Here is a 19,898-nt window from a genome sequence, read left to right as displayed (position 1 = left end):
GTATGAAGCGTCAAGATTTAACGCCGAAAGCTGCACGCAAGTTTAAGTGCACTACGGACAGCAAGCATCAAATGCCTGTTGCTCCAAACCTGTTGGCTCAGAACTTTAGCGCATCGGCTCCGAATGAAAAATGGGCTGGAGACATCACCTATATAGCCACAAGCGAAGGCTGGCTGTACTTGGCGGTAATTATTGACCTTTACTCAAGACAAGTAATTGGATGGTCTATGGATACCAGAATGACGGCTAYGCTGGTCTGTGATGCGCTATCAATGGCGTTGTTCCGTCGCGGATTCCCCGAGCAGGTTATCGTTCATAGTGATCGAGGTAGTCAGTACTGCTCAAAGGATTATCGAGATCTCATAACTGCTTATAATCTCAAGCAAAGTATGAGTAGGAAAGGAAACTGCTGGGACAATGCTTGTGTTGAGAGTTTCTTCCATTCTATGAAAGTGGAAGCGATCCAATATGAGCCGATTATGACGAGAGAGCAGATGCGCCAAACGATCTTCGAGTATGAGTAGGAAAGGAAACTGCTGGGACAATGCTTGTGTTGAGAGTTTCTTCCATTCTATGAAAGTGGAAGCGATCCAATATGAGCCGATTATGACGAGAGAGCAGATGCGCCAAACGATCTTCGAGTACATAGAGGTTGATTATAATCGAACGAGAAGGCACAGTGCTCTTGGGTATCTAAGCCCAGTTAACTTTGAACAACAAAATGTCGCTTAATGAAGTGTCCAGTCTGGCTGGAGCAGATCAACTCCTCCCTTAAGTAACTGTATAAATATACAGCAAACTAAGACAGGTGAGTCCATATTTACACGAAATGAGACATTAATCACATGAATGAGAGGCATATAGACTCAACCCTCATCAAACATTTCCCTTCTTTAAAAGAGGGGCTAGCGGTCAAAAAGTGAGGGGGAAGACTATTGAATCTCCAATAAATGTAACCTAACCGCAACTCCCTTCTTGAATTTACCAAGCGCTCTCATTTTGGCTCGATATTTTACTCACTATTATTCGACTCAAGGAAAAGCCGACTCAAGTACCGCCTTCTTTTTCCCTACCTCATACTCCACACAATTTAACGTTACAGGGGCAGATATCTGATGAACAGCATAATTACCACGATACTCTGGCTCATTTCGCCTACTTTCGGATAAAGCAGACTTGATCCATTCAAACAGATAGACATAACGACTGACGGTCTGGCGACACAGGTTCGCATTACGTGCCACCAAACCAATCGTGAGCTCCTGATTTTTGCGTACCAGAAACGTAAGCGTCTAATTAACCACACGTTCTAATTCCGCTCTACCTTTGTCATAGTTTTTTCAACCTAACGGAGGAACTATGACTCAATCTGAAAAACACCAACATTGGACAACCATTGTCTCTAATCAGCAAGAAAGCGGACTTTCTCTTCCGCAGTTTTGCAAAGAGCACGACATCAATTACGCCACTTTTCATTATTGGTTGAAGAAACTCAAACAAACTGATGATGCGCAGGTTGCCCATCAAGTGGTAATAAATGATCGTCCACCTTTAGGTTCGGAGGCGGTTGTTGTACATCTACCTAATGGACTTAGAGCGGAACTGCCAACCTCATTACCACTGGTACAAATTCAAACTTGGCTTAAGGCGCTGCAATGATCCCCAGTGGCGCGGTCTATCTCGTCTCTGGTATCACCGATATGAGAAAGTCGATTGATGGCCTGTCTCTTATTGTCGCGGATGTGCTAGAAATGGATCCATTGAGCAGCGCGTGGTTCATCTTTTGTAATCGTGGCCGAGATAAAATCAAAATTCTCTTTTGGGACACCAACGGATTTTGGCTCTATTACCGCCGACTAGAAAAAGGCCGCTTTAAGTGGCCCAAACCCACAGCAGTTGGGCATATCCATATCTCTACGCAACAACTTAACTGGCTATTATCTGGGCTAAACCTTGAAAACCCCAAGGCTCATCAACCTCTATATGGTAGAGAAGTGTGAGCTCGAATACTGATCCCCAAATTGGGCTTGAACGATCCTTTTTCGCTGTCAGACTAAGTGGAAATGATAGATAACGAGCCCTTACCATGACTGATCTTCCTGATGATGTAGAACAACTCAAAGCGATGCTGCTTAAGCTTCAGGAAGAGAACAGTGCACTCCAGAAAACGGTTGACACTCAAGCTGAGGAAGTCGTTGAGTTAGAAAACAAAATGCAGTTGCTCCTTGAGCAACTTAACTTGAGTAAATCCAAACGCTTCTCGGCCAAAAGCGAAAAAGAGCCCAAAGGCACTTTCAACGAAGCCGAACAGCAAAATGCGTTGCCAAAGTCAGCCCCTAAGCATCATAAAAAAGGCCGAAAACCACTACCAGCCGAGCTAGAGCGCGAAGTACATCAACACTCCCTCAATGCCCCTTACTGTGAATGCTGTAATGAGCCACTGCATGAATGCGGAACTGAAGTCTCGGAAGAGCTAAAAATCATCCCTCAGAAAGTCAGCGTTGTGCGCCATGAACGCACTAAATATGCTTGCCGGCAGTGTGAAAAAACACAAACCAGCAGCAAAATTATCACCGCGCCTCGACCTGCCAATATGATCCCGAAAAGCATCGGTAGCCCTGAAGCCTTCGCGGCTGTTGTGACAGCAAAATATGTTGATGCGCTGCCGCTTTATCGCCAAGTCGAGATATTAAAGCGTTCTGATATCGACTTAAGCCGTGGAACACTCGCCAACTGGTGTGTGCAATTGGGCAGTAACCCGCTTGTATAGCTTAGTGATGACGTGTCGGGCAAATAACATCAACCCGTATTATTACTTCGCGCACTTGTTCAAAGTGCTACCAACGCGATCCCTTCAAGACGATCTGACCGATCTTATGCCGTGGAACCTAGACATAGATGAGGCCGAATAAGGCCTCACTGCTTAATTAGACGCTTACTTTTAAATCTGTGAGAACTATCACAGGTTGGGATGAGGGAAATCCAATACCTCCAGAGTGTAAAAGGCTTATGAGAATGGCAAAAGGTCGGGAACTAAGCATTAGCGAAGATTGGGTACAGTTCAAAATGTTATACGACAGGATGGAGCTGCCCCTATCTGGCAGGGTAGTTGTCACTGTTAAAATTTAACCAGTCTGGGCGATAAAGAGTAATTGTGTCTCGTATCTCAATAGAAAGAAAAGAAGCTATATTGAAGAAGCTATTACCTCCCTATTCGATGTCAGTTAAAGAAGTGTCGGAAGAGGAAGGAATCAGTACTGCGACCCTGTATCATTGGCGCCAGCAACTCAGACGTTCAGGAGCCGCCGTGCCAAATAGTAACACTTCATCAGAGCAGTGGTCTGCTCAAACTAAACTAGCCATTGTCGCTGAAACCTACTCAATGACAGAAAGTGAACTCAGCCAATATTGTCGTGAAAAAGGTCTTTTTCCAGAGCAAATCCAAAGCTGGCGCAGCGAATGTATGCAAGGGTTTAAGTCGAGTAAAGAGCACGAAGCTGAAGCAAAGAAGCAGGCTAAAGCTGACAAACTTGAAATCAAAGAGTTGAAGAAAGATTTACGACTCAAAGAAAAAGCACTCGCTGAAACGGCCGCCCTCTTGGTACTAAGAAAAAAGCTGAGAGCCTTTTACGGGGAAGAGCCAGAGGAAGACTAACCTCAACCGATGAAAGGCAGACCATAGTGACTCTTATCCTTGAAGCGAAGCAATGTGGATGTCGTTTAGAGCCAGCTTGCCATGAAGTTCAAATCGACTTGAGAACATATCGTCGCTGGTATCAGCAAGGAGAAGTACAAGCTGTCGCAGGAAGAGCGTGATGCGATAATCGAGGTGTGTAACCGCTCAGAGTTCGCAAGCTTGCCTCCAACTCAAATCGTCCCGACATTGCTTGATAGAGGTGAGTACATCGCCTCTGAGTCGAGCTACTACCGAGTGTTGAGTACGCAGGGGCAACTTCACAAGCGAGGTCGTCAGCGGAGCAGACAGAAGCAAGCGAAGCCAACCAGTTACACAGCGACGGACTCGAACCAAGTCTATACTTGGGATATCACTTACTTACCCTCAAAGGTTCGAGGTCAACATTATTACCTGTATGTCATTGAGGACATCTACAGTCGAAAAATTGTTGGTTATGAAGTGTATGAGCATGAATGCGGTGAGCTGGCGTCACAACTTCTGCAAAGGACGTTGATGCGAGAGCAGTGCTTTAATCAAGCGCTGGTTCTTCACTCGGATAATGGTGCGCCAATGAAGTCGTTGACGTTCAAAGCTAAAATGGAAGAGTTAGGTATTACCTCGTCATATAGTCGCCCAAGAGTCAGTGATGATAACCCTTATGTCGAGTCATTGTTCCGTACAGTTAAGTACATGCCAAACTGGCCAACAAAGGGCTTTGAAAGTCTCGATAGTAGCCGAAGTTGGGTTGAAGCCTTCGTACTCTGGTACAACACCGAGCACAAGCACAGTAAGCTAAATTACGTCACGCCTTCAGAGCGTCACAATGGAAAAGATAAAGAGATCTTGAAGCGTCGTGTAGAGGTATTGTTCGCTGCAAAACAGCGAAAGCCTGAGCGGTGGTCTGGTGATATCAGGAACTGCGCGCCTGTTGGTGACGTTCATCTGAATCCAGAAAGAGAAGCTGCTTAATAAGCAAGCAAATGATGACAACTACCTTGAAAAACACCGTGATTGAGTGTCTAGTGACTGATTCTTGATATATTCAGTTCAGGCTTTACCTTAAGTTGTACTTCCTTAAGGTACTATGCCTTTTGCTGACTTCTTATTGCCCATCACACTGCATCGCTGCTGCATTAGTCTCAACCGAGACAAGCAATAAGATCTCCCAAGGTAAGGCGTTGCTCTTTCCCTTGGTCGTGCTTGATTTATCGTTTCACACTTCCCGTCGAGGCATTGGGCTATTCTATCTATTGATAGGTTGCCCAAGTTGTAATGACCTACTATCAGGTTTCTGTTCGTCACAACCAAGTTTTGCCATTTTCTTCCTTTACATTTCACCTCATAGTGAACACGCTTGCATAGGCTAACGGTTCTCGTTCGACTGAGCCAGTAGAAGAATTTCACCTCCTAGATCAACGCCATGCTCGGCGTACAACGAAAAAGCTCTGACCTTGATGTCAGAGCTTTTCATTATTAATTTAGCGATTGTCATTACTCTAACAACAGCTAAACCACGCTAATTACCCCATCAACTAGTTACGGCAACCTTCGGTATTGAAATCGACAACCAAGGCTGCGTTCTCAAATTCACCAGACACTTTTATGTACCCCCAGTAATCACTCTGATTGGTCAAATAAATACACTCATTATTCCCTGCTTTGTTTGAGCTCCCATCCACATTGGAACCATTTGGCCAGCCTTGATTGCTGTATTCTAGCAATAAGTTACCAGTACCGTTTGCGGTTGTGATAGCAATAGACTGATGCTGATCGACTTTTCCAATACCTAACCAAACGGTTTGCTGATCAGCTAAACAAACAGGTACACCCGCAGTTACATTGCCACCATCCACTTTGGCCTCAACAGAACAATCTTCAGGAAAGGCAGCGGTATCACCGCCTCCACCATTTACTAGCTTCTGTTGCCATTGAACAAACTGATTTTCATAAGATAACGACCATTGATTGAGCAAACTTTTGTAACCAGACCAATGACCTTTACGCGTTTCTAGCAGCATTTTATTGATCTCACCTTTATGCTCTTCAAACATAAAGCGAACCGCTAAATAGCCCCAACGATAAATTCTATCAACATCAAATCCATCATAAGTTGTTTCAAATATTTGCGCCAATGTATAAGTAGAACCATCTTTAATCGTATCAACTGCCTGATTGTTGTCATCTTCTTGTGCTATGTATTCAGCAACCCCTTCACTCCACCAAACGGTTCTTTCTGTCGGTGCATTAAAGTCGCCATACATATCAAAACGACCATCTAAATAGTGAATATATTCGTGCTCTAGGTTCCATACAAAATGATCGGCGTTTGCATAAGATGCTTCATAGGCAATAAAATTGGGGATATTACCCTGTTTAGATGGGTCTCCCTCTAAGTACATCCCACCATTGTCCGTGCTAATACCGAAAATTAAACCCGCATATTTCTTATAGTCATCACTAGAGTTAAAAACATTCACTTGCAGTTGGGTGTTATGATCATCTTTAACTGGCTGGTTGCCCGTTTCTAATTTTTTATGGAAATAGGTTTCTTCATAGCCCATTTTTTCACAAGCAGATTGATACTGCTTTGCCGTCATTTCTTGTGAGACAATACGAATCGTTGAACTACAAGTGTGTTGCTGTGAAAGTACCAAATCTTTCAGTTTACTTTTCAGATCGCAAATACCGTACGGCTCACAATCTGTGTTATAAGCGGTTGTTTCTGCAGCGCCTAACCAAACGCCGTCACCATAGCCAAACATCTGATACTTGGAGAAAAGTGTTTTCAGTTTTTGCGTGACTAAAGGTTCAATGACAGTACCTTTATATTTTGTCATTCGGCCAAGCTCTCGACCCGCGTTAATCGCCATAAATTCATCTTTTCGGCCAAGCGCAGATTCATTCAATGCAAAATTAGCCAACACTTCAATCAGTGCTGTTTTTGTACCGATCAGCTCAACATACTGCTCATTCCATAAACCGCGATAAAGAATGGTAAACACTTTATTTACCGCATTACGCATGTCCCAGCTTTCTGCATAATCTGCATTCCAGCGAGTTAGCCATTCGGTGATCGTATCTAAATAAACGTGCTGTAACTCAGCACTATCCATGGTGGTAATCACTTCAGCAAGAACCTTACCGTGGCCATCATTATTTTGGAAAAAGAACGCATTATTGACAAACTCGTCCACCGCCTCTTTCGTCGCGGATGTTACCCAACTTTCGAACGACACATTATCGTTATCAAACTCCGCGTAATAACCCGTGCGTATAAATAAGAATAGAGCTTGCAACTCTGCGTCCCCACCACCATTATAATTTCGAGCCATGCTGCTAGCATGTTTAGCCACGTTGTACATATGGTGTGAGGAAAAAGCGGTCACTTGAATACTACTGTCGGCTGAAAAAAGTTTGTTAACGCAAACAGAACCTTCTTTTTTAATGGTATTGATCAGTGTAGTACTGTCTGACACGGCAAACACATCTGCAGTACAAGTTGAAACCGCATCATCCGCTAATAGACTAATCGGTTGGTTTACGTTTTGCGGTATAAATTTTGTCGGTGCATTGTCCGGCAAAGCCTGCTCTACACCGTGGTGGAACTCTTGTGGTGATGGAAATAATTGGTTGTCTCTTTGCTGTATTGGCGCACCAACGGCATAAGCTTTAAAGCTTAATGCCATAATAACTGATGTTGTGAGTAATCTACGTTTCATTTTAATTCTTCTTATGTTGAGTAATGAATAGCAAACCGAAGTTAGCTACCGTTCGTTCTTCTGAACACATTTCATTCTTAAAGCAACATAAAATTTTTAAAATCAATTCAACGCTTTTCTTACTCAAGTACAACTTATTGAGGCTGCTAGTATTAATGTTCTGCACTTAAAAAATTTTACTGGAAAAAACAGCATTGATAACTCAATAAATACCACAAACAATCAAGTTGTATACCTAAATGACACCAAACTATCCTTAACCCTGCCTTGGCTTTGTTGCGTAATTCAATGGAACTAAATCCAGAACCTACGATCTGATCAGCTACGCCCACTATCTCTCGTAGCCTCATGCCTAAACCACGTTACAAAAAAACCAGCTGGAAGCAATACAACCAATCACTTATTAACAGTGGCTCTTTGACCGCCTACGAGAACTTTATGCACTCGCTGGATAATTGCGTTTAGAGAATGGCTCTGCCACGTCTTTATCAGAATTTGCGACAGAACCAACTATTGCCTATCCCCAAAAAATAAGACACTTGCACGTTGTTTATTCACATTTGCCGATAAAATAGTATATTGAATACAATATTGAAGAAGCACTACTGGAGACTTGGATGTCACAACCTGTTTTTAAAACTCGAACCCAACTAGTCGAAGAAGCGATTCGCACTAAAATTCTCAAAGGAGAGTTAAAAAATGGTCAGCCTTTGCGCCAAGATGCACTAGCTAAAGAGTTTAACGTTAGCCGTATACCCGTTCGCGAAGCCTTAATGCAACTAGAAGCACAAGGGTTAGTAAGCTTTGAAGCTCATAAAGGTGCAACCGTTACCGAGCTCTCTCCAGATAAGATTGATGAGTTGTTTGAGCTAAGAGCTGTGGTTGAGTGCCACATTTTGGAACGCGCGATTCAAAAGATGACCGATGAAGACCTTGCCAAAGCCAACGCCATTCGCGAGCGCTTTGATGATGTCGTTAGCCGCGGTGATGAAGTTGAAGAGTGGAGCAACTACAACTATGATCTACACAAAGCGCTCTATGCTCCTGCTGAAATGCCAGAAACCATGGACGTTATCTACAACCTCAATACCAAGTGTGATCGTTACATCCGTATGCAGTTGTTGTTCACCGAAGGAACAGTCAAAGCAGACAAAGAGCACCAAGCGCTGCTTGAGATGTGTCAAAACCGCGATATCGATGGTGCTAAATATATGCTTAAAAAACATATTCTTGAAGCGGGTGCCGCCATTCGTGATTTGTTGTTAAAACGCCAGAACGATCCATCCTAATGGAGTAGTCCGCATGCATATTGGTCCTGAGTTTTTATTAGCCGCGATTCGCCTTAAAATCAAAGAAAAAGGGTTATGCTACAGCGCCTTGTCAGAGAAGACTAGCATCCCGCTATCGACAATCAAACGTCATCTGCATAACCCCTCCCTTGGGCTCGATAAGATCCTCATCTACACCAATCACCTCAATACGGACTTAAAAGAACTGTCAGAAATTGCGATTCAAATTCAACGAGATAATGAGCAGTTCTTATCTGGTGAGCAAAATGCCCTGTTTGTCGAGCATCCTTATTTACTCGACTTTATCTACTTAATCACCTCATGTAATCTTACGCCCGAAGAGGTGGCAGAAAAGTATCAGCTATCAGACACAAGTTTGCGCTTTTACCTCAGCATTGCCGAGGTGCTCGGTTACATCGAAAATCTTGGCGATGAAGTCTTCTACCGCTCAGGGCGTCGCTTCATTATAGAAGAAGGCACTGCGCTCGATACCTTGTTTAAACGCCGATTTGAGCATGTATCCATGGCGGATCCCACCCTTTCTCAGGTCTGCCATGCTCGGGTTAGGTTAACACCCGAGCAAAGGCTGAAGCTTGAACAAGAAGTGGATCAAAAGATTGGAGAGATGCACGCCGCTAACTATGCAAACAACATCGGTGAATTAACCAATGTGCTATTTCGTAACACCTCGGGCCAACAAATCTTCTTTTCTGATGGCTTACCAGAAATCAATGGTGAGCTCCTCAAGCAAGTCTCCGCACGTTTTCGTAATACATAATCAATGGATAAACCGCCGCTGTGATCTCACAGCGGTTTCAACATATTTATACGATTAAATTTTATCCAGTCTCAAAAACTAAGACCACTGGTCTCTGCTTTTGCCACCTTGTTACAAGCATGTTAAATAGTGTTTGTTCGAGCATTTTATACAATATACATTCATTTCATCCCTAATGGTGAAATGTCGGTTAATACCAAACCGTTCATGGCGTTAACCTCCCCTCCTATTTCGCCATAGGGTCAGTCCTATAAGGAAATAACGAGGAAGCTATGAAAGCAAAAAAACTGATCGCATTAAGTGCTATTGCTGCGGCATTTATGGCAGGCAATACCGTCGCGAAGCCCTACCCAGCAGGAACACAACTGGCAGACAAACAAGAAATCGTACTTAACAATGGCGCCGAGGTCACTTCAATTGACCCAGCGAAGCAAGCTGCAGAGCCAGCCTTCAACTTAGGTCGCGACCTATTTGAAGGACTGACGATTCAAGATAAGCAAGGTAAAACCATTCCTGGTATTGCTGAAAGCTGGCAAGCGAATTACAACAATACCGTCTACACCTTCAAGCTACGCGAATCACAATGGTCGAACGGCGACCCTCTAACCGCTCAGGATTTCGTCTACAGTTGGAAACGCTTAATCGATCCAGAAACGGCCTCCCCTTATGCTTGGTTTGCCGCTATTCCGGGCATCAAAAACTCTAACAAAATTATGAAGGGCGAAGCTTCCGCCGACTCTTTAGGCGTGCGCGCTATTGATGACCACACCTTTGAAGTTACACTTGAAAAGCCAGTTCCTTTCTTCATCAAACTGCTTAGCCACCCTGTACTAGCGCCTGTCCATCAAGCGACCACCGAGAAACATGGTAGCGCATGGACTCAGCCAGAAAACATCGTCACCAATGGTGCCTTCACTGTATCTAACTGGAAAGTGAACGAGAAAATGGTAATGGTGAAAAACGACAAGTATTGGGATGCGAATAACGTTGTCTTAGAGAAAGTTACTTGGCTACCGATTGGCGATGCTAACGTGGCACTTAACCGCTACCTAGCAGGCGAAATCGACCAAGCGCTTTCGATTCCTTCCGCGCAAAAGAACAAGTTACTTAAGAAGTTTCCTGAACAAGTGGCTGACACCAGCGCTTCACTTGGCTCAACATTCTACTACCTAAATACGGAAAAAGGGCCTACCCAAGACCTTCGTGTACGTCAGGCACTTTCTTACTCAATCGACCGTAATATCATCACCAAAGCGATTGCGAAAAATGGTGGCATTCCAATGTTCACTCTAGTACCGCCACAAACCGATGGCTTTAAGACTCATACCCCAGAGTTTGCGACTTGGGATCAAGCTAAACGTAACCAACAAGCACAAGCTTTGATCAAAGAAGCAGGCTACGGTGTATCAAACCCTCTTAAGCTGACATTCACCATCCCAACCTTTTCAAAAGACGTGAAAATGGCAACGGCTATGGCCGGCATGTGGAAAAGCGTGCTAGGAGCACAGATCGAAATCAAACAGCTTGAACCTAAAGTATTCTATGCGCTGAAAGATCCGGGCAACATCAGCCGTGGTGGTTGGACCGCTGATTACAATGAAGCATCAACTTGGTTAGACATCTTCGTTTCAACAGGCGAATACAACGACTCTAAATACGATAACCCTGAGTATGACCGCTTGATGGCAGAATCAAAAAGCCTCAGTGACCCATCAGCAGAGTACATTGCCGCAGAGAAGCTGCTGATCGAAGATATGGCGATCATCCCTATGTATCGCAATGGTAACGACCAATACCTGATTAAGGCTCACGTAGGTGGTTATGAGCGTACCAACCCAGAGTCTTCGTATTACCGCAAAAATGTTTACGTAATGGCCCGTTAATTGGGACGGTTTGCCCGCACCTCGATGTCCTCGTAGGTTGCGGGCTTTTTTCTAAGGAAAGGATAGGTCATGTTGCTGTATATTCTTCGCCGCTTGCTGATTGCAGTGCCTACGCTGTTGTTTATCGCGCTAGTCTCATTTTGGCTGATGCACATCGCACCCGGTGGTCCCTTCGATATGGAACGCCCGATGCCTGAAGTGGTACGTACCAATATTGAAGCTAAGTTCCATCTTAACGAACCTTTTATCATTCAGTTTTTTATCTACATTGGTAACTTCATTCAAGGTGATTTAGGGCCAAGTTTTGTCTATCAAGACTTCAGTGTTACCAAGTTAGTCGCTCAATCATGGCCTGTTTCAGCAGTACTTGGCGTGATTTCATTTTGTATTTCCGTCCCTCTTGGCATGGTTTTGGGCACTATCGCGGCGCTCAATCGCAATGGTAAGCTCGACTACTTACTGATGTCACTTTCAATGACAGGCGTAGTCATCCCTGCATTTGTCTTGGCGCCAGTGTTAGTTACCATCTTCTCTATTCATTTAGGTTGGCTTCCTGCCGGTGGCTGGGAAGGCGGGGAACTCGCGTTTTTAGTTCTTCCAGTACTCAGCCTTGCGATAGGCTCAGTGGCGAGTATCGCTCGTGTTATGCGCGGCGCGATGATTGAGACGCTCAATCAACCCTATATTCGTACAGCGAAAGCCAAAGGCCTTTCCACCAGCTACATATTATTCCATCACGCGCTGCGCCCTTCCCTTATCCCTATCATTGCCATGTTGGGGCCAAGCTTTGTTGCCGTGGTGACAGGTTCCGTCATCATCGACATTTTCTTTAGCACAGGCGGAATGGGACAGCACTTTGTCTCGGGTGCACTCAACCGTGATTACGGCTTAGTTATGGGGATTACCCTCATCGTCGCTGCATTAACGATCTTCTTCAACTTAGTGGTCGACATTCTTTACACCGTCATCGACCCGCGCATTCGTGTTTAGGAGGTAGCGAATGTTAACCAAACAAATTGATGCCAAGGAGCTGGCAGACCAAATGAGCTCCAACATTGAAGCGGTTGAAGGCCGAAGCCTATGGCAAGATGCGTGGGCACGATTTCGCAAAAATCGCGCGGCAATGACCTCTATCTACGTGTTAGGTTTTATTGTCTTGTGCATTGTTTTTGGCCCTCATTTGGCTTCATTCGGTCATGACGAGATTGACTGGAATGTAGTCGCCGACCCGTATGAACTCGGCAAGCCTTCAATTAGCTCCGGTCACTACTTTGGCACCGACGATCTCGGCCAAGATATCTTCGCCCGCACCATGCAAGGCGGCCGCCTGTCTATCATGGTCGGCTTTATGGGCGCACTGGTTGCCGTTGTGATCGGTACCGCTTGGGGCGCATTATCTGGCTACCTTGGCGGCATGGTTGATAGCACTATGATGCGCATAATCGAAGTGCTCGATTCTGTTCCTTTTATGTTCTTGGTGATTTTGTTTGTCACCCTATTTGGCAACAACATATATTTGATCTTCGTTGTGATTGGTATGGTCTCTTGGCTTGGGATCGCCCGAGTAGTACGAGGCTTAACCTTCAGCATAAAAAAACGTGAATTCATTGAAGCGGCCCATTCGATTGGGGTCTCTCGCCTAACCATCGTTCGCCGTCATGTATTGCCGAACGTACTTGGTATTGTGATGGTTTACTCATCACTCATGGTACCTGGCTTCATCATGTTTGAGTCCTTCCTAAGCTTTTTAGGCCTAGGGGTTCAGCCGCCTGATACTAGCTGGGGCATTCTAATCGCCGAAGGGGCTAAAACCATTGATGTAGCCCTATGGCAGTTAGTGTTCCCGTCCATCTTTCTTGTTGCCACACTGTTTTGCTTTAACTTTATTGGTGACGGCTTACGTGACGCACTTGATCCAAAAGATCGCTAAGGAGTAGTGATGAGTATTCTTTCAATAAATAATATGAACGTACGCTTTCAAACTCCTGACGGTTTGGTTCAGGCGGTTAGCGATCTTTCTTACTCAATCAAGCAAGGTGAAACGCTCGGCATTGTCGGCGAATCGGGCTCAGGAAAAAGCCAATCGGTGTTCGCATTGATGGGGTTAACTGCCGATAATGGGGTGGTGACTGGTGAAGCCAATTTCCACGGTGAAAACCTCCTCACAATGTCGAAAAAACAGCTCAATCACATTCGCGCTGAGAAGGTTGGCATGATCTTCCAAGACCCAATGACCTCGCTTAATCCATTTATGAAGGTCGGAAAGCAGTTAGCGGAAGTGCTGATGATCCACAAAGGTATGTCAAAGCGAGAAGCACAAACCGAGGCGATTGCGATGCTTGATGCGGTACGAATTCCATCCGCTGCTACACGTATGGCTCAGTATCCTCATGAAATGTCAGGCGGCATGCGTCAGCGCGTGATGATAGCTATGGCGCTACTGTGTAAACCAGAGCTGCTTATTGCGGATGAACCCACCACTGCTCTTGATGTGACGGTGCAAGCGCAAATCTTAACTTTACTGCGTGAGCTTCAGGCCGAATTTAACACGGCAATTTTGCTGATCACCCACGATATGGGCGTGGTCGCAGAAATGTGTGACCGTGTCTTAGTCATGTATGGCGGAAGAAAAATGGAAGAAGCCGATACCGATTCGATCTTTGACTCCCCTGCTCACCCTTATACCCAAGGTCTACTCAAAGCGATTCCATCGATCAGTGAAGATATGGATCGATTGCCGACCATTCAGGGCAATCCACCAAGTGCACTGATTCACAATAAAGGCTGTCCATTTAAAGAACGCTGCGCGAACTATAGAGCGGAATGCAGTGCTACTGTGCCGCCATTTCGCTCGCTTTCTCATCATCAAGGTCTTGCTTGTCATGTCAATGCACCCACGACCATCGCCAATATTGCTCGCTCAGCTTAGGAGGACGTATGACAAAACCAGAAATATTACTTTCAGCGCGCGATCTTAAAGTCCACTTTGCTATTAACAAGCATATCCTGCCGAGTAGGCGTAAGCTGGTCAAAGCGGTCGATGGCATTGATCTAGATGTGTACCGTGGTGAAACCCTAGGTATTGTGGGCGAATCTGGCTGCGGAAAATCAACGCTTGCAAGAGGCCTGCTGCGCTTAATTGAACCAACTGGCGGACAACTGCATTGGAAAGGCGAAGATATGCGTGGTTTTGGTAAGCATGAACTAGCCAAACGCCGACGTGGATTCCAAATGGTGTTTCAAGATCCATCCGCTTGTCTAAACCCGCGTCTGACGATTGCCGAGTGTATCGCCGAGCCGTTGTTGACTCACGAACCACAATTGACACGTCAAGAAGTAGAAAGCCGAGTCATCGCCATGATGGATAAAGTCGGCCTGCTCGCCAGTCAACGTAACCGCTACCCACATGAATTTTCTGGCGGACAGTGCCAGCGTGTCGGTATCGCCCGTGCACTGATTCTCAAGCCAGATTTGGTGGTGTGTGATGAGCCTGTCAGCGCGCTGGATGTCTCGATTCAAGCTCAGGTCATTAACCTGCTTGATGACCTTAAACAAGAGATGGGATTAACACTGGTGATGATCGCCCACGATCTTAGCGTGGTTCGTCATATCAGTGACCGAGTCATGGTCATGTATTTAGGCAAGCCAATGGAAATCGGTCGCTACGACAGAGTCTTCGACGATGCGCAGCACCCGTATACCAAAGCACTGTTGTCTGCGGTACCAATTGCTCACCCAACACTAGCGCGCAATCGGGATATTCAATTATTACCGGGAGATTTACCTTCACCACTGAACCCACCTAGTGGCTGTGTATTCCGAACGCGCTGCCCAAGCGCGACTGATTTATGTGGCGCACAAAAACCAACTAAGAGTGGTCACAATGATCACCATATTTTCTGTACCCATACTTTGCTAGGAAGCCAACCATTATGACAATCACCACGGTTCCACAACGTCTTGCAGCTTTACGAGAAGGCATGAACCAACACCAATTGGATGCCTATATCGTCACCAACAATGACCCTCATACGAGTGAGTATTCTGCTGATTACTGGCTAGCTCGCCAATGGGTTTCGGGCTTTACAGGTTCGGCGGGCGATGTTGTCGTCACCAAAGATGGCGGTGGTCTATGGACCGATGGCCGTTATTATATTCAAGGCGCTGAGCAGCTTACAGGATCGGGGCTAGATCTATTTAAAGCAAGATTGCCTGAAGCCCCAACCATTGCGCAGTGGCTGGCTCAAACACTACCTGAGAACTCTGCAATAGGTGTGGATGGGCGCAGTATCAGTCAGCAGTTTTATCTTGAACTCAAAAGTGCATTCACTAGTAAATCTATTAACATCGTTCTCGACCAGGATCTAATTTCACCGATATGGCATGACCGCCCCGCAAGACCATCTGCGCTATTGTTCAACCATCCGCTCAGCGTTGCTGGATTAAGTGCATCAGAAAAATTGAATCAGATCCGTGACTACCTGACAGAACAATCTGCCGATGCGCTGCTTATCAGCACACTCGATGACGTAATGTGGACACTCAATATTCGTGGTGGCGATACCGCTTACTGCCCAATTTCTGAAGGCTATCTACTGATAGATCATACCAGTAGTCGCCTGTTTATTGATCAAAGAAAATTAACTCACTCAGTGAGTCAGGAGCTCGAAAAACACCAAATTCATGTTCACGATTACGAGCACCTTAGCACGGCATTAAACCTGATAGATAAAGGCTCTTCGCTGATCTACACCGAAAAGAATAGCGACAGTCTACTCATCAGTCAGGAGAAGTCAGAGTTAACCCTTATAGATAAACCGTGCCCAGTAACTTTAATCAAAGCACAGAAAAACTCAACAGAACTAAGCAGCCTAGAAGAGACTCTTCGCCAAGATGGCGCCGCTGTGGTTAAGTTCATGAAATGGCTCGATGAACAAGTGCCAAGCGGACATGTGACTGAGCTTAACGCCGAGCAGACATTAATGGGTTACCGCAAACAAATCAATGGCTACATTGGCGATAGCTTTAGAACTATCGCAGGTTACGCTGAACATGGTGCCAAGATGCACTACGCCGCCAACGAAGAGAGCAGCTACGCTGTCGGTGAGTCTCATTTCTTCTTAATCGATTCTGGTGGTCAATACCCAGGAGGTACGACAGATATTACCCGTACCTTCCACTTTGGCACGCCAAGCCAGCAAGAAAAACGTGACTATACCTTGGTGCTAAAAGCGGTCATTCGCCTGACTCAAGCTCGATTTATGAAAGGCTCGACAGGCGCTAATCTCGACATTATGGCGCGTGGCGTGCTTTGGCAGCATGGTATTGACTACAAATGTGGCACTGGGCACGGGGTTGGTATTTGCTTGAATGTTCATGAAGGGCCACAGAACTTCTCACAAAGTCCACACGAAGTTGCTTTGCTACCGGGCATGGTGATCACTAACGAACCAGGTGTATATCGAGAAAGTATTCACGGTGTACGCATCGAAAACATCATGAAAGTCGTCGAAATTGAAGAGAATGAATTTGGCTCTTTCTACGGTTTTGAAACTATCACCCTTGCTCCGATTACTACAACGATGATTGATAAGTCGATGCTAGATGCAAGTGAAGTTACCTGGCTCAACAACTATCATCAGCAATGTCTAAGCGAAATCTCTCCTTATCTTGCGGCTCAGGAGTGTGAGTGGCTGACTAAGGTAACTCAACCGATATAAATCATCTTCTGCTGTGTTTACAACTTAAGTTTCTAATAATCTAGGAGCCGGGGAAATATGGGGAAAAATGAGTCTGACGTATGCCTGTGATCAAACTCCCCCGAAACCTCACCTAAAGCAGATGTCCTAGTTGAGGGATTGGCAAATGTCTATCTAGCTCGAATTGAGTCAGCGTAAATACCTAATTTTTCTCTTTTGAAGGCCACTTATACTTGCCTTTTTGAACATAGCAGCTACGCTGCAATGGGGCTCATGATAGGTTTATACGTATATTTCTGTGTCAGTGGTTGTGCTAAATTAGCAATTCATGAATAACTAAAGGTATGGAAAGTCATTAACTTGATGCCCAGCGTGAATAGACCAGTTCAAGGCGCAGTGCCCCTCGATCATCATCGAATAATTCACTTAATAAAGTTGCTTCGGGCTTGTTCAAAACTCGGGATTTAGTGTTCGCTGCGCAACACCCTAATCCTTATTTGTTATATTTTACCAACATAGTTCATACGAACCGTTTTTGTTTTCAATTGCTAGATCTGAAAAGCCATTAACAATTAGATCAGCTAAAGCTAATTCAGATTCTTTATGGCTAGTTAATATAGCTACAGTAAAACACCCTGCTTCTTTAGCTGATTTAACACCAGCAGGTGAATCTTCGAAAGCAACACAGCTCATCGAATTCAAACCTAGTTTTTTAGATGCAAGCGTAAATGGTTCATGATGAGGTTTACCAAAATTAACATCTTCAGCACATACCATGTTCGTAGGCAACTTAAATCCAGACGCACGTAAACTTGTCTCAGCAACTGTCCTTGGCCCACTCGTAGCAATTGCCCACGAACATTTAGGAATGTTTTCTACAAAACTTAATGCTCCATCAATTTCAGTGGCTGACTCCATTGCTTTTATTGCGATTTTTTTAACTACATTTTCTTCATTCGCATTTGCATATTGGGAACCTACTAATTCTAACGTTTCGGAAATTTTTCTACCATGGACATGTGGATGTACAATTGAAAACTCTATTCCGTTTTTTTCAGCCCACTCTCTCCAAATATTATTTATAACCAGCGTTGTGTTTACAAGAGTCGCATCGACATCAAATATAAACCCGTTACATGAATGTCTATTCATCAAACCTACCCCTTAAATTTACAACTACGAAAATGGCAAAGAACCATAACGAAACATGGATTCCCCTACCGAGGATCTGCCACACTTATGTGGTACTTAAATGCATCGGAGGCACCATGTCTGATTATTCTCATGTCTGCGGTATCGATCTAGCTAAAAACCACTTTAGTCTTCATGCCGTAGACCAAATGGTAAGGTCATACTTCATAAGTCGGTAACTCGCTCTAAACTACTGACTACAATAGCAAATATTTCACTCATACGTATAGACGTTGAAGCGTGTGATGGTGCACATTATTGGGCAAGAATACTCCATAAACTGGATCATGACGCCCGCATTATGGCTGTTAAATACGTAATTCCTTATCGAACTAAGGGAAAGAACGACCTTAACGATGCTGTTGCTATCTGCGAAGCTGTTCAACGTCCATCCACTCGCTTTGTGCCCGTAAAATCCTCCGAACAGCAAGCCATCTTATCGATACATAGAATGAGGGAGCATTGAGTTAGTGAGCGCACCGCACTTATGAATCGCATGCGCGCCCTGCTTTCTGGCTGAGTTCGGGTTGATCATTCCCGTTGGTCGCTCTTCATTAATGAAACAGGTTCCCTTAATGCTCGAAGACGCAGAAAATGAACTTCCACACCTCGCTAGAACAGTAATAGCCGATGCTTATCACCATCTTGGTGAGTTGAATCAACGTATCGCCGATACTGAACAAGCCTTTGATTCTTTAGCTAAGGTCAGCGCTAATGTTCAACGAGTGATGAAAGTTCGAGGTATTTGACCGTAAACCGCTACTGCGATACTCGCTTCGATAGGCAATAGTTCTCAATTTGATAAAAGCCGTGATTTTTCAGCTTGGCTGGGACTAGTGCCAAAGCAATATTCCACAGGAGGTAAACCTCGGTTGGGCCGAATAACTAAACACGGTGATAAATATTTGAGAACACTATTAGTTCACGGCGCAAGGACCGTGATTGCCAACTTAGGCGACAAGCAAGATAAGTTAAGTCAGTGGTGTCGAGGCGCTGACGGATCCCCTCATAATTGCCCTAGTCCTGCGTTGTGTGTGAGCCTTTGATATTCGAACATTCCCCATTGATATTGGGATTCGTTAATTTGATATCGTCGATGATTTCGTACCTCTCTTCCTAGACGAGGTATGGATAGAACTCGGCGGTGTTTAATGCTATTGGCTTGGAAGTCAAAATGCCACTTGGCTTGTACTGCAATGAGGCCATTCCACCACATCAAGATTTCAGCGAGCAACGAAATAAGAAGTAGGATATCCAATCGCTTAGTACAACGAGTTCTGTTGTGACGAAGTGCGATCCCATAGGCGGTACTCTTTAGATCGCGGAAAGCTTCTTCTATTTGCATGCGCTTGGCGTACAGGTTAGTAATTTGTACTTCATTTAAGATATGTCTAGGGATATTGGTAGCGAGTAACCACGGCTCCTTTGCACTGCGTTGATAGAGATGTGTAGCGGAGTGTTTTTGGCTGGTTCTGCTATGGCGCTGGGCTTTTCTGCCTTTTTCTAATCCCTTGTAAACATAGGCTTCACAAGATATCGGTGATCTCTTTGCTAATAAGCAGTGGCCAAGATATTTGGGTTTATGGACAGCGTTTGGATAAAAGGTTTTATTTGAGACCCAAGGTTTTTGGGGCTGTTTGATTGATACTTCACCTCGGACACG

14 protein-coding genes and 5 pseudogenes are annotated in these 19,898 nt (G+C 44.9%); 16 read left to right on the top strand and 3 right to left on the bottom strand.

The window, feature by feature from the left end; translation table 11 throughout:
* The 7 genes and pseudogenes from L1D55_RS24535 to L1D55_RS24505 form a co-directional block, all read left to right on the top strand.
* Positions 1 to 518, top strand: a pseudogene (locus L1D55_RS24535) (IS3 family transposase); the annotation flags it as partial.
* On the top strand, positions 517 to 732 hold the full coding sequence (locus L1D55_RS24530; protein ID WP_239915817.1) for an IS3 family transposase: 216 nt from the start codon (positions 517 to 519) through the stop codon (positions 730 to 732). The pseudogene L1D55_RS24535 and the gene L1D55_RS24530, both read left to right, overlap by 2 nt.
* 627 nt (positions 733 to 1,359) lie before the next feature.
* The gene (locus tag L1D55_RS24525; RefSeq protein WP_239919202.1) at positions 1,360 to 1,659 is read left to right on the top strand and encodes an IS66 family insertion sequence element accessory protein TnpB; all 300 of its coding nucleotides are present in this window, start codon (positions 1,360 to 1,362) and stop codon (positions 1,657 to 1,659) included.
* Positions 1,656 to 2,000 (top strand): IS66 family insertion sequence element accessory protein TnpB, encoded by a 345-nt coding sequence (gene tnpB, locus L1D55_RS24520; RefSeq protein ID WP_016785055.1) that lies wholly within the window; start codon positions 1,656 to 1,658, stop codon positions 1,998 to 2,000. Before L1D55_RS24525 ends, tnpB begins: the two co-directional genes overlap by 4 nt.
* Before the next feature lie 86 nt (positions 2,001 to 2,086).
* Positions 2,087 to 2,758: pseudogene (locus L1D55_RS24515) on the top strand (IS66 family transposase zinc-finger binding domain-containing protein); the annotation flags it as partial.
* A 191-nt stretch (positions 2,759 to 2,949) separates the two neighbouring features.
* Positions 2,950 to 3,111: pseudogene (locus L1D55_RS24510) on the top strand (regulator); the annotation flags it as partial.
* Positions 3,112 to 3,154: 43 nt separating this feature from the next.
* Positions 3,155 to 4,645, top strand: a pseudogene (locus tag L1D55_RS24505) (IS3 family transposase).
* A 563-nt stretch (positions 4,646 to 5,208) separates the two neighbouring features.
* Here L1D55_RS24505 and L1D55_RS24500 read toward each other — a convergent pair.
* On the bottom strand, positions 5,209 to 7,395 hold the full coding sequence (locus tag L1D55_RS24500; RefSeq protein ID WP_239919201.1) for a M9 family metallopeptidase: 2,187 nt from the start codon (positions 7,393 to 7,395) through the stop codon (positions 5,209 to 5,211).
* 617 nt (positions 7,396 to 8,012) lie between these two features.
* Between L1D55_RS24500 and L1D55_RS24495 the strand changes: the two genes are divergently transcribed.
* The 8 genes from L1D55_RS24495 to L1D55_RS24460 all read left to right on the top strand — a co-directional run bounded on the left by L1D55_RS24495 (position 8,013) and on the right by L1D55_RS24460 (position 17,065).
* The gene (locus L1D55_RS24495) at positions 8,013 to 8,684 is read left to right on the top strand and encodes a GntR family transcriptional regulator (RefSeq protein ID WP_016769034.1); all 672 of its coding nucleotides are present in this window, start codon (positions 8,013 to 8,015) and stop codon (positions 8,682 to 8,684) included.
* 13 nt (positions 8,685 to 8,697) lie between these two features.
* Positions 8,698 to 9,462: a transcriptional regulator gene (locus L1D55_RS24490; protein ID WP_239919200.1), complete on the top strand. Its 765-nt coding sequence runs from the start codon at positions 8,698 to 8,700 to the stop codon at positions 9,460 to 9,462.
* Between the two features lie 272 nt (positions 9,463 to 9,734).
* Positions 9,735 to 11,345, top strand: a complete 1,611-nt coding sequence (locus L1D55_RS24485) for a peptide ABC transporter substrate-binding protein (RefSeq protein ID WP_016769036.1) — start codon at positions 9,735 to 9,737, stop codon at positions 11,343 to 11,345.
* A gap of 69 nt (positions 11,346 to 11,414) precedes the next feature.
* A complete protein-coding gene (gene oppB / locus L1D55_RS24480) occupies positions 11,415 to 12,335 on the top strand; it encodes an oligopeptide ABC transporter permease OppB (RefSeq protein WP_239919199.1) in 921 nt (306 codons plus the stop codon).
* 10 nt (positions 12,336 to 12,345) lie between these two features.
* Entirely contained in the window at positions 12,346 to 13,275 is a 930-nt protein-coding gene (locus tag L1D55_RS24475) for an ABC transporter permease subunit (RefSeq protein ID WP_239919198.1), read from the top strand.
* 9 nt (positions 13,276 to 13,284) lie between these two features.
* Positions 13,285 to 14,274 (top strand): oligopeptide/dipeptide ABC transporter ATP-binding protein, encoded by a 990-nt coding sequence (locus L1D55_RS24470; protein ID WP_016786403.1) that lies wholly within the window; start codon positions 13,285 to 13,287, stop codon positions 14,272 to 14,274.
* An 8-nt stretch (positions 14,275 to 14,282) separates the two neighbouring features.
* Entirely contained in the window at positions 14,283 to 15,281 is a 999-nt protein-coding gene (locus L1D55_RS24465) for an oligopeptide/dipeptide ABC transporter ATP-binding protein (RefSeq protein WP_239919197.1), read from the top strand.
* Positions 15,278 to 17,065 carry an aminopeptidase P family protein gene (locus L1D55_RS24460; RefSeq protein ID WP_239919196.1) on the top strand — a complete coding sequence of 596 codons (1,788 nt, stop codon included), beginning with the start codon at positions 15,278 to 15,280 and terminating at the stop codon, positions 17,063 to 17,065. The genes L1D55_RS24465 and L1D55_RS24460 overlap by 4 nt, the downstream gene beginning before the upstream one ends.
* A 486-nt stretch (positions 17,066 to 17,551) precedes the next feature.
* On the opposite strand, the gene L1D55_RS24455 is transcribed toward L1D55_RS24460, so the two are convergent.
* Positions 17,552 to 18,196: an HAD-IA family hydrolase gene (locus tag L1D55_RS24455; RefSeq protein WP_016769042.1), complete on the bottom strand. Its 645-nt coding sequence runs from the start codon at positions 18,194 to 18,196 to the stop codon at positions 17,552 to 17,554.
* Positions 18,197 to 18,312: 116 nt separating this feature from the next.
* On the opposite strand from L1D55_RS24455, the pseudogene L1D55_RS24450 reads away from it, so the two are divergent.
* Positions 18,313 to 19,227 (top strand): annotated as a pseudogene (locus L1D55_RS24450) (IS110 family transposase); the annotation flags it as partial.
* Positions 19,228 to 19,241: 14 nt separating this feature from the next.
* Here L1D55_RS24450 and L1D55_RS24445 read toward each other — a convergent pair.
* A partial coding sequence (locus L1D55_RS24445; RefSeq protein ID WP_239919195.1) for an IS4 family transposase occupies positions 19,242 to 19,898 on the bottom strand: 657 nt, incomplete at its 5' end.

The organism is Vibrio sp. Isolate22 (assembly GCF_022398115.1).
Lineage (GTDB): Bacteria > Pseudomonadota > Gammaproteobacteria > Enterobacterales > Vibrionaceae > Vibrio.
The sequence above is the reverse complement of the archived record's forward strand: the minus strand, read 5'-3'. Positions and strand labels throughout refer to the sequence as shown.

Bases quoted from the DNA above. Each gene is read 5' to 3' on its own strand.
- oppB (WP_239919199.1), top strand. From the start codon at position 11,415: ATGTTGCTGTATATTCTTCGCCGCTTGCTGATTGCAGTGCCTACGCTG.
- L1D55_RS24475 (WP_239919198.1), top strand. From the start codon at position 12,346: ATGTTAACCAAACAAATTGATGCCAAGGAGCTGGCAGACCAAATGAGC.
- L1D55_RS24485 (WP_016769036.1), top strand. From the start codon at position 9,735: ATGAAAGCAAAAAAACTGATCGCATTAAGTGCTATTGCTGCGGCATTT.
- tnpB (WP_016785055.1), top strand. From the start codon at position 1,656: ATGATCCCCAGTGGCGCGGTCTATCTCGTCTCTGGTATCACCGATATG.
- L1D55_RS24530 (WP_239915817.1), top strand. From the start codon at position 517: ATGAGTAGGAAAGGAAACTGCTGGGACAATGCTTGTGTTGAGAGTTTC.
- L1D55_RS24500 (WP_239919201.1), bottom strand. From the start codon at position 7,395: ATGAAACGTAGATTACTCACAACATCAGTTATTATGGCATTAAGCTTT.
- L1D55_RS24490 (WP_239919200.1), top strand. From the start codon at position 8,698: ATGCATATTGGTCCTGAGTTTTTATTAGCCGCGATTCGCCTTAAAATC.
- L1D55_RS24470 (WP_016786403.1), top strand. From the start codon at position 13,285: ATGAGTATTCTTTCAATAAATAATATGAACGTACGCTTTCAAACTCCT.
- L1D55_RS24465 (WP_239919197.1), top strand. From the start codon at position 14,283: ATGACAAAACCAGAAATATTACTTTCAGCGCGCGATCTTAAAGTCCAC.
- L1D55_RS24525 (WP_239919202.1), top strand. From the start codon at position 1,360: ATGACTCAATCTGAAAAACACCAACATTGGACAACCATTGTCTCTAAT.
- L1D55_RS24455 (WP_016769042.1), bottom strand. From the start codon at position 18,196: ATGAATAGACATTCATGTAACGGGTTTATATTTGATGTCGATGCGACT.
- L1D55_RS24495 (WP_016769034.1), top strand. From the start codon at position 8,013: ATGTCACAACCTGTTTTTAAAACTCGAACCCAACTAGTCGAAGAAGCG.
- L1D55_RS24460 (WP_239919196.1), top strand. From the start codon at position 15,278: ATGACAATCACCACGGTTCCACAACGTCTTGCAGCTTTACGAGAAGGC.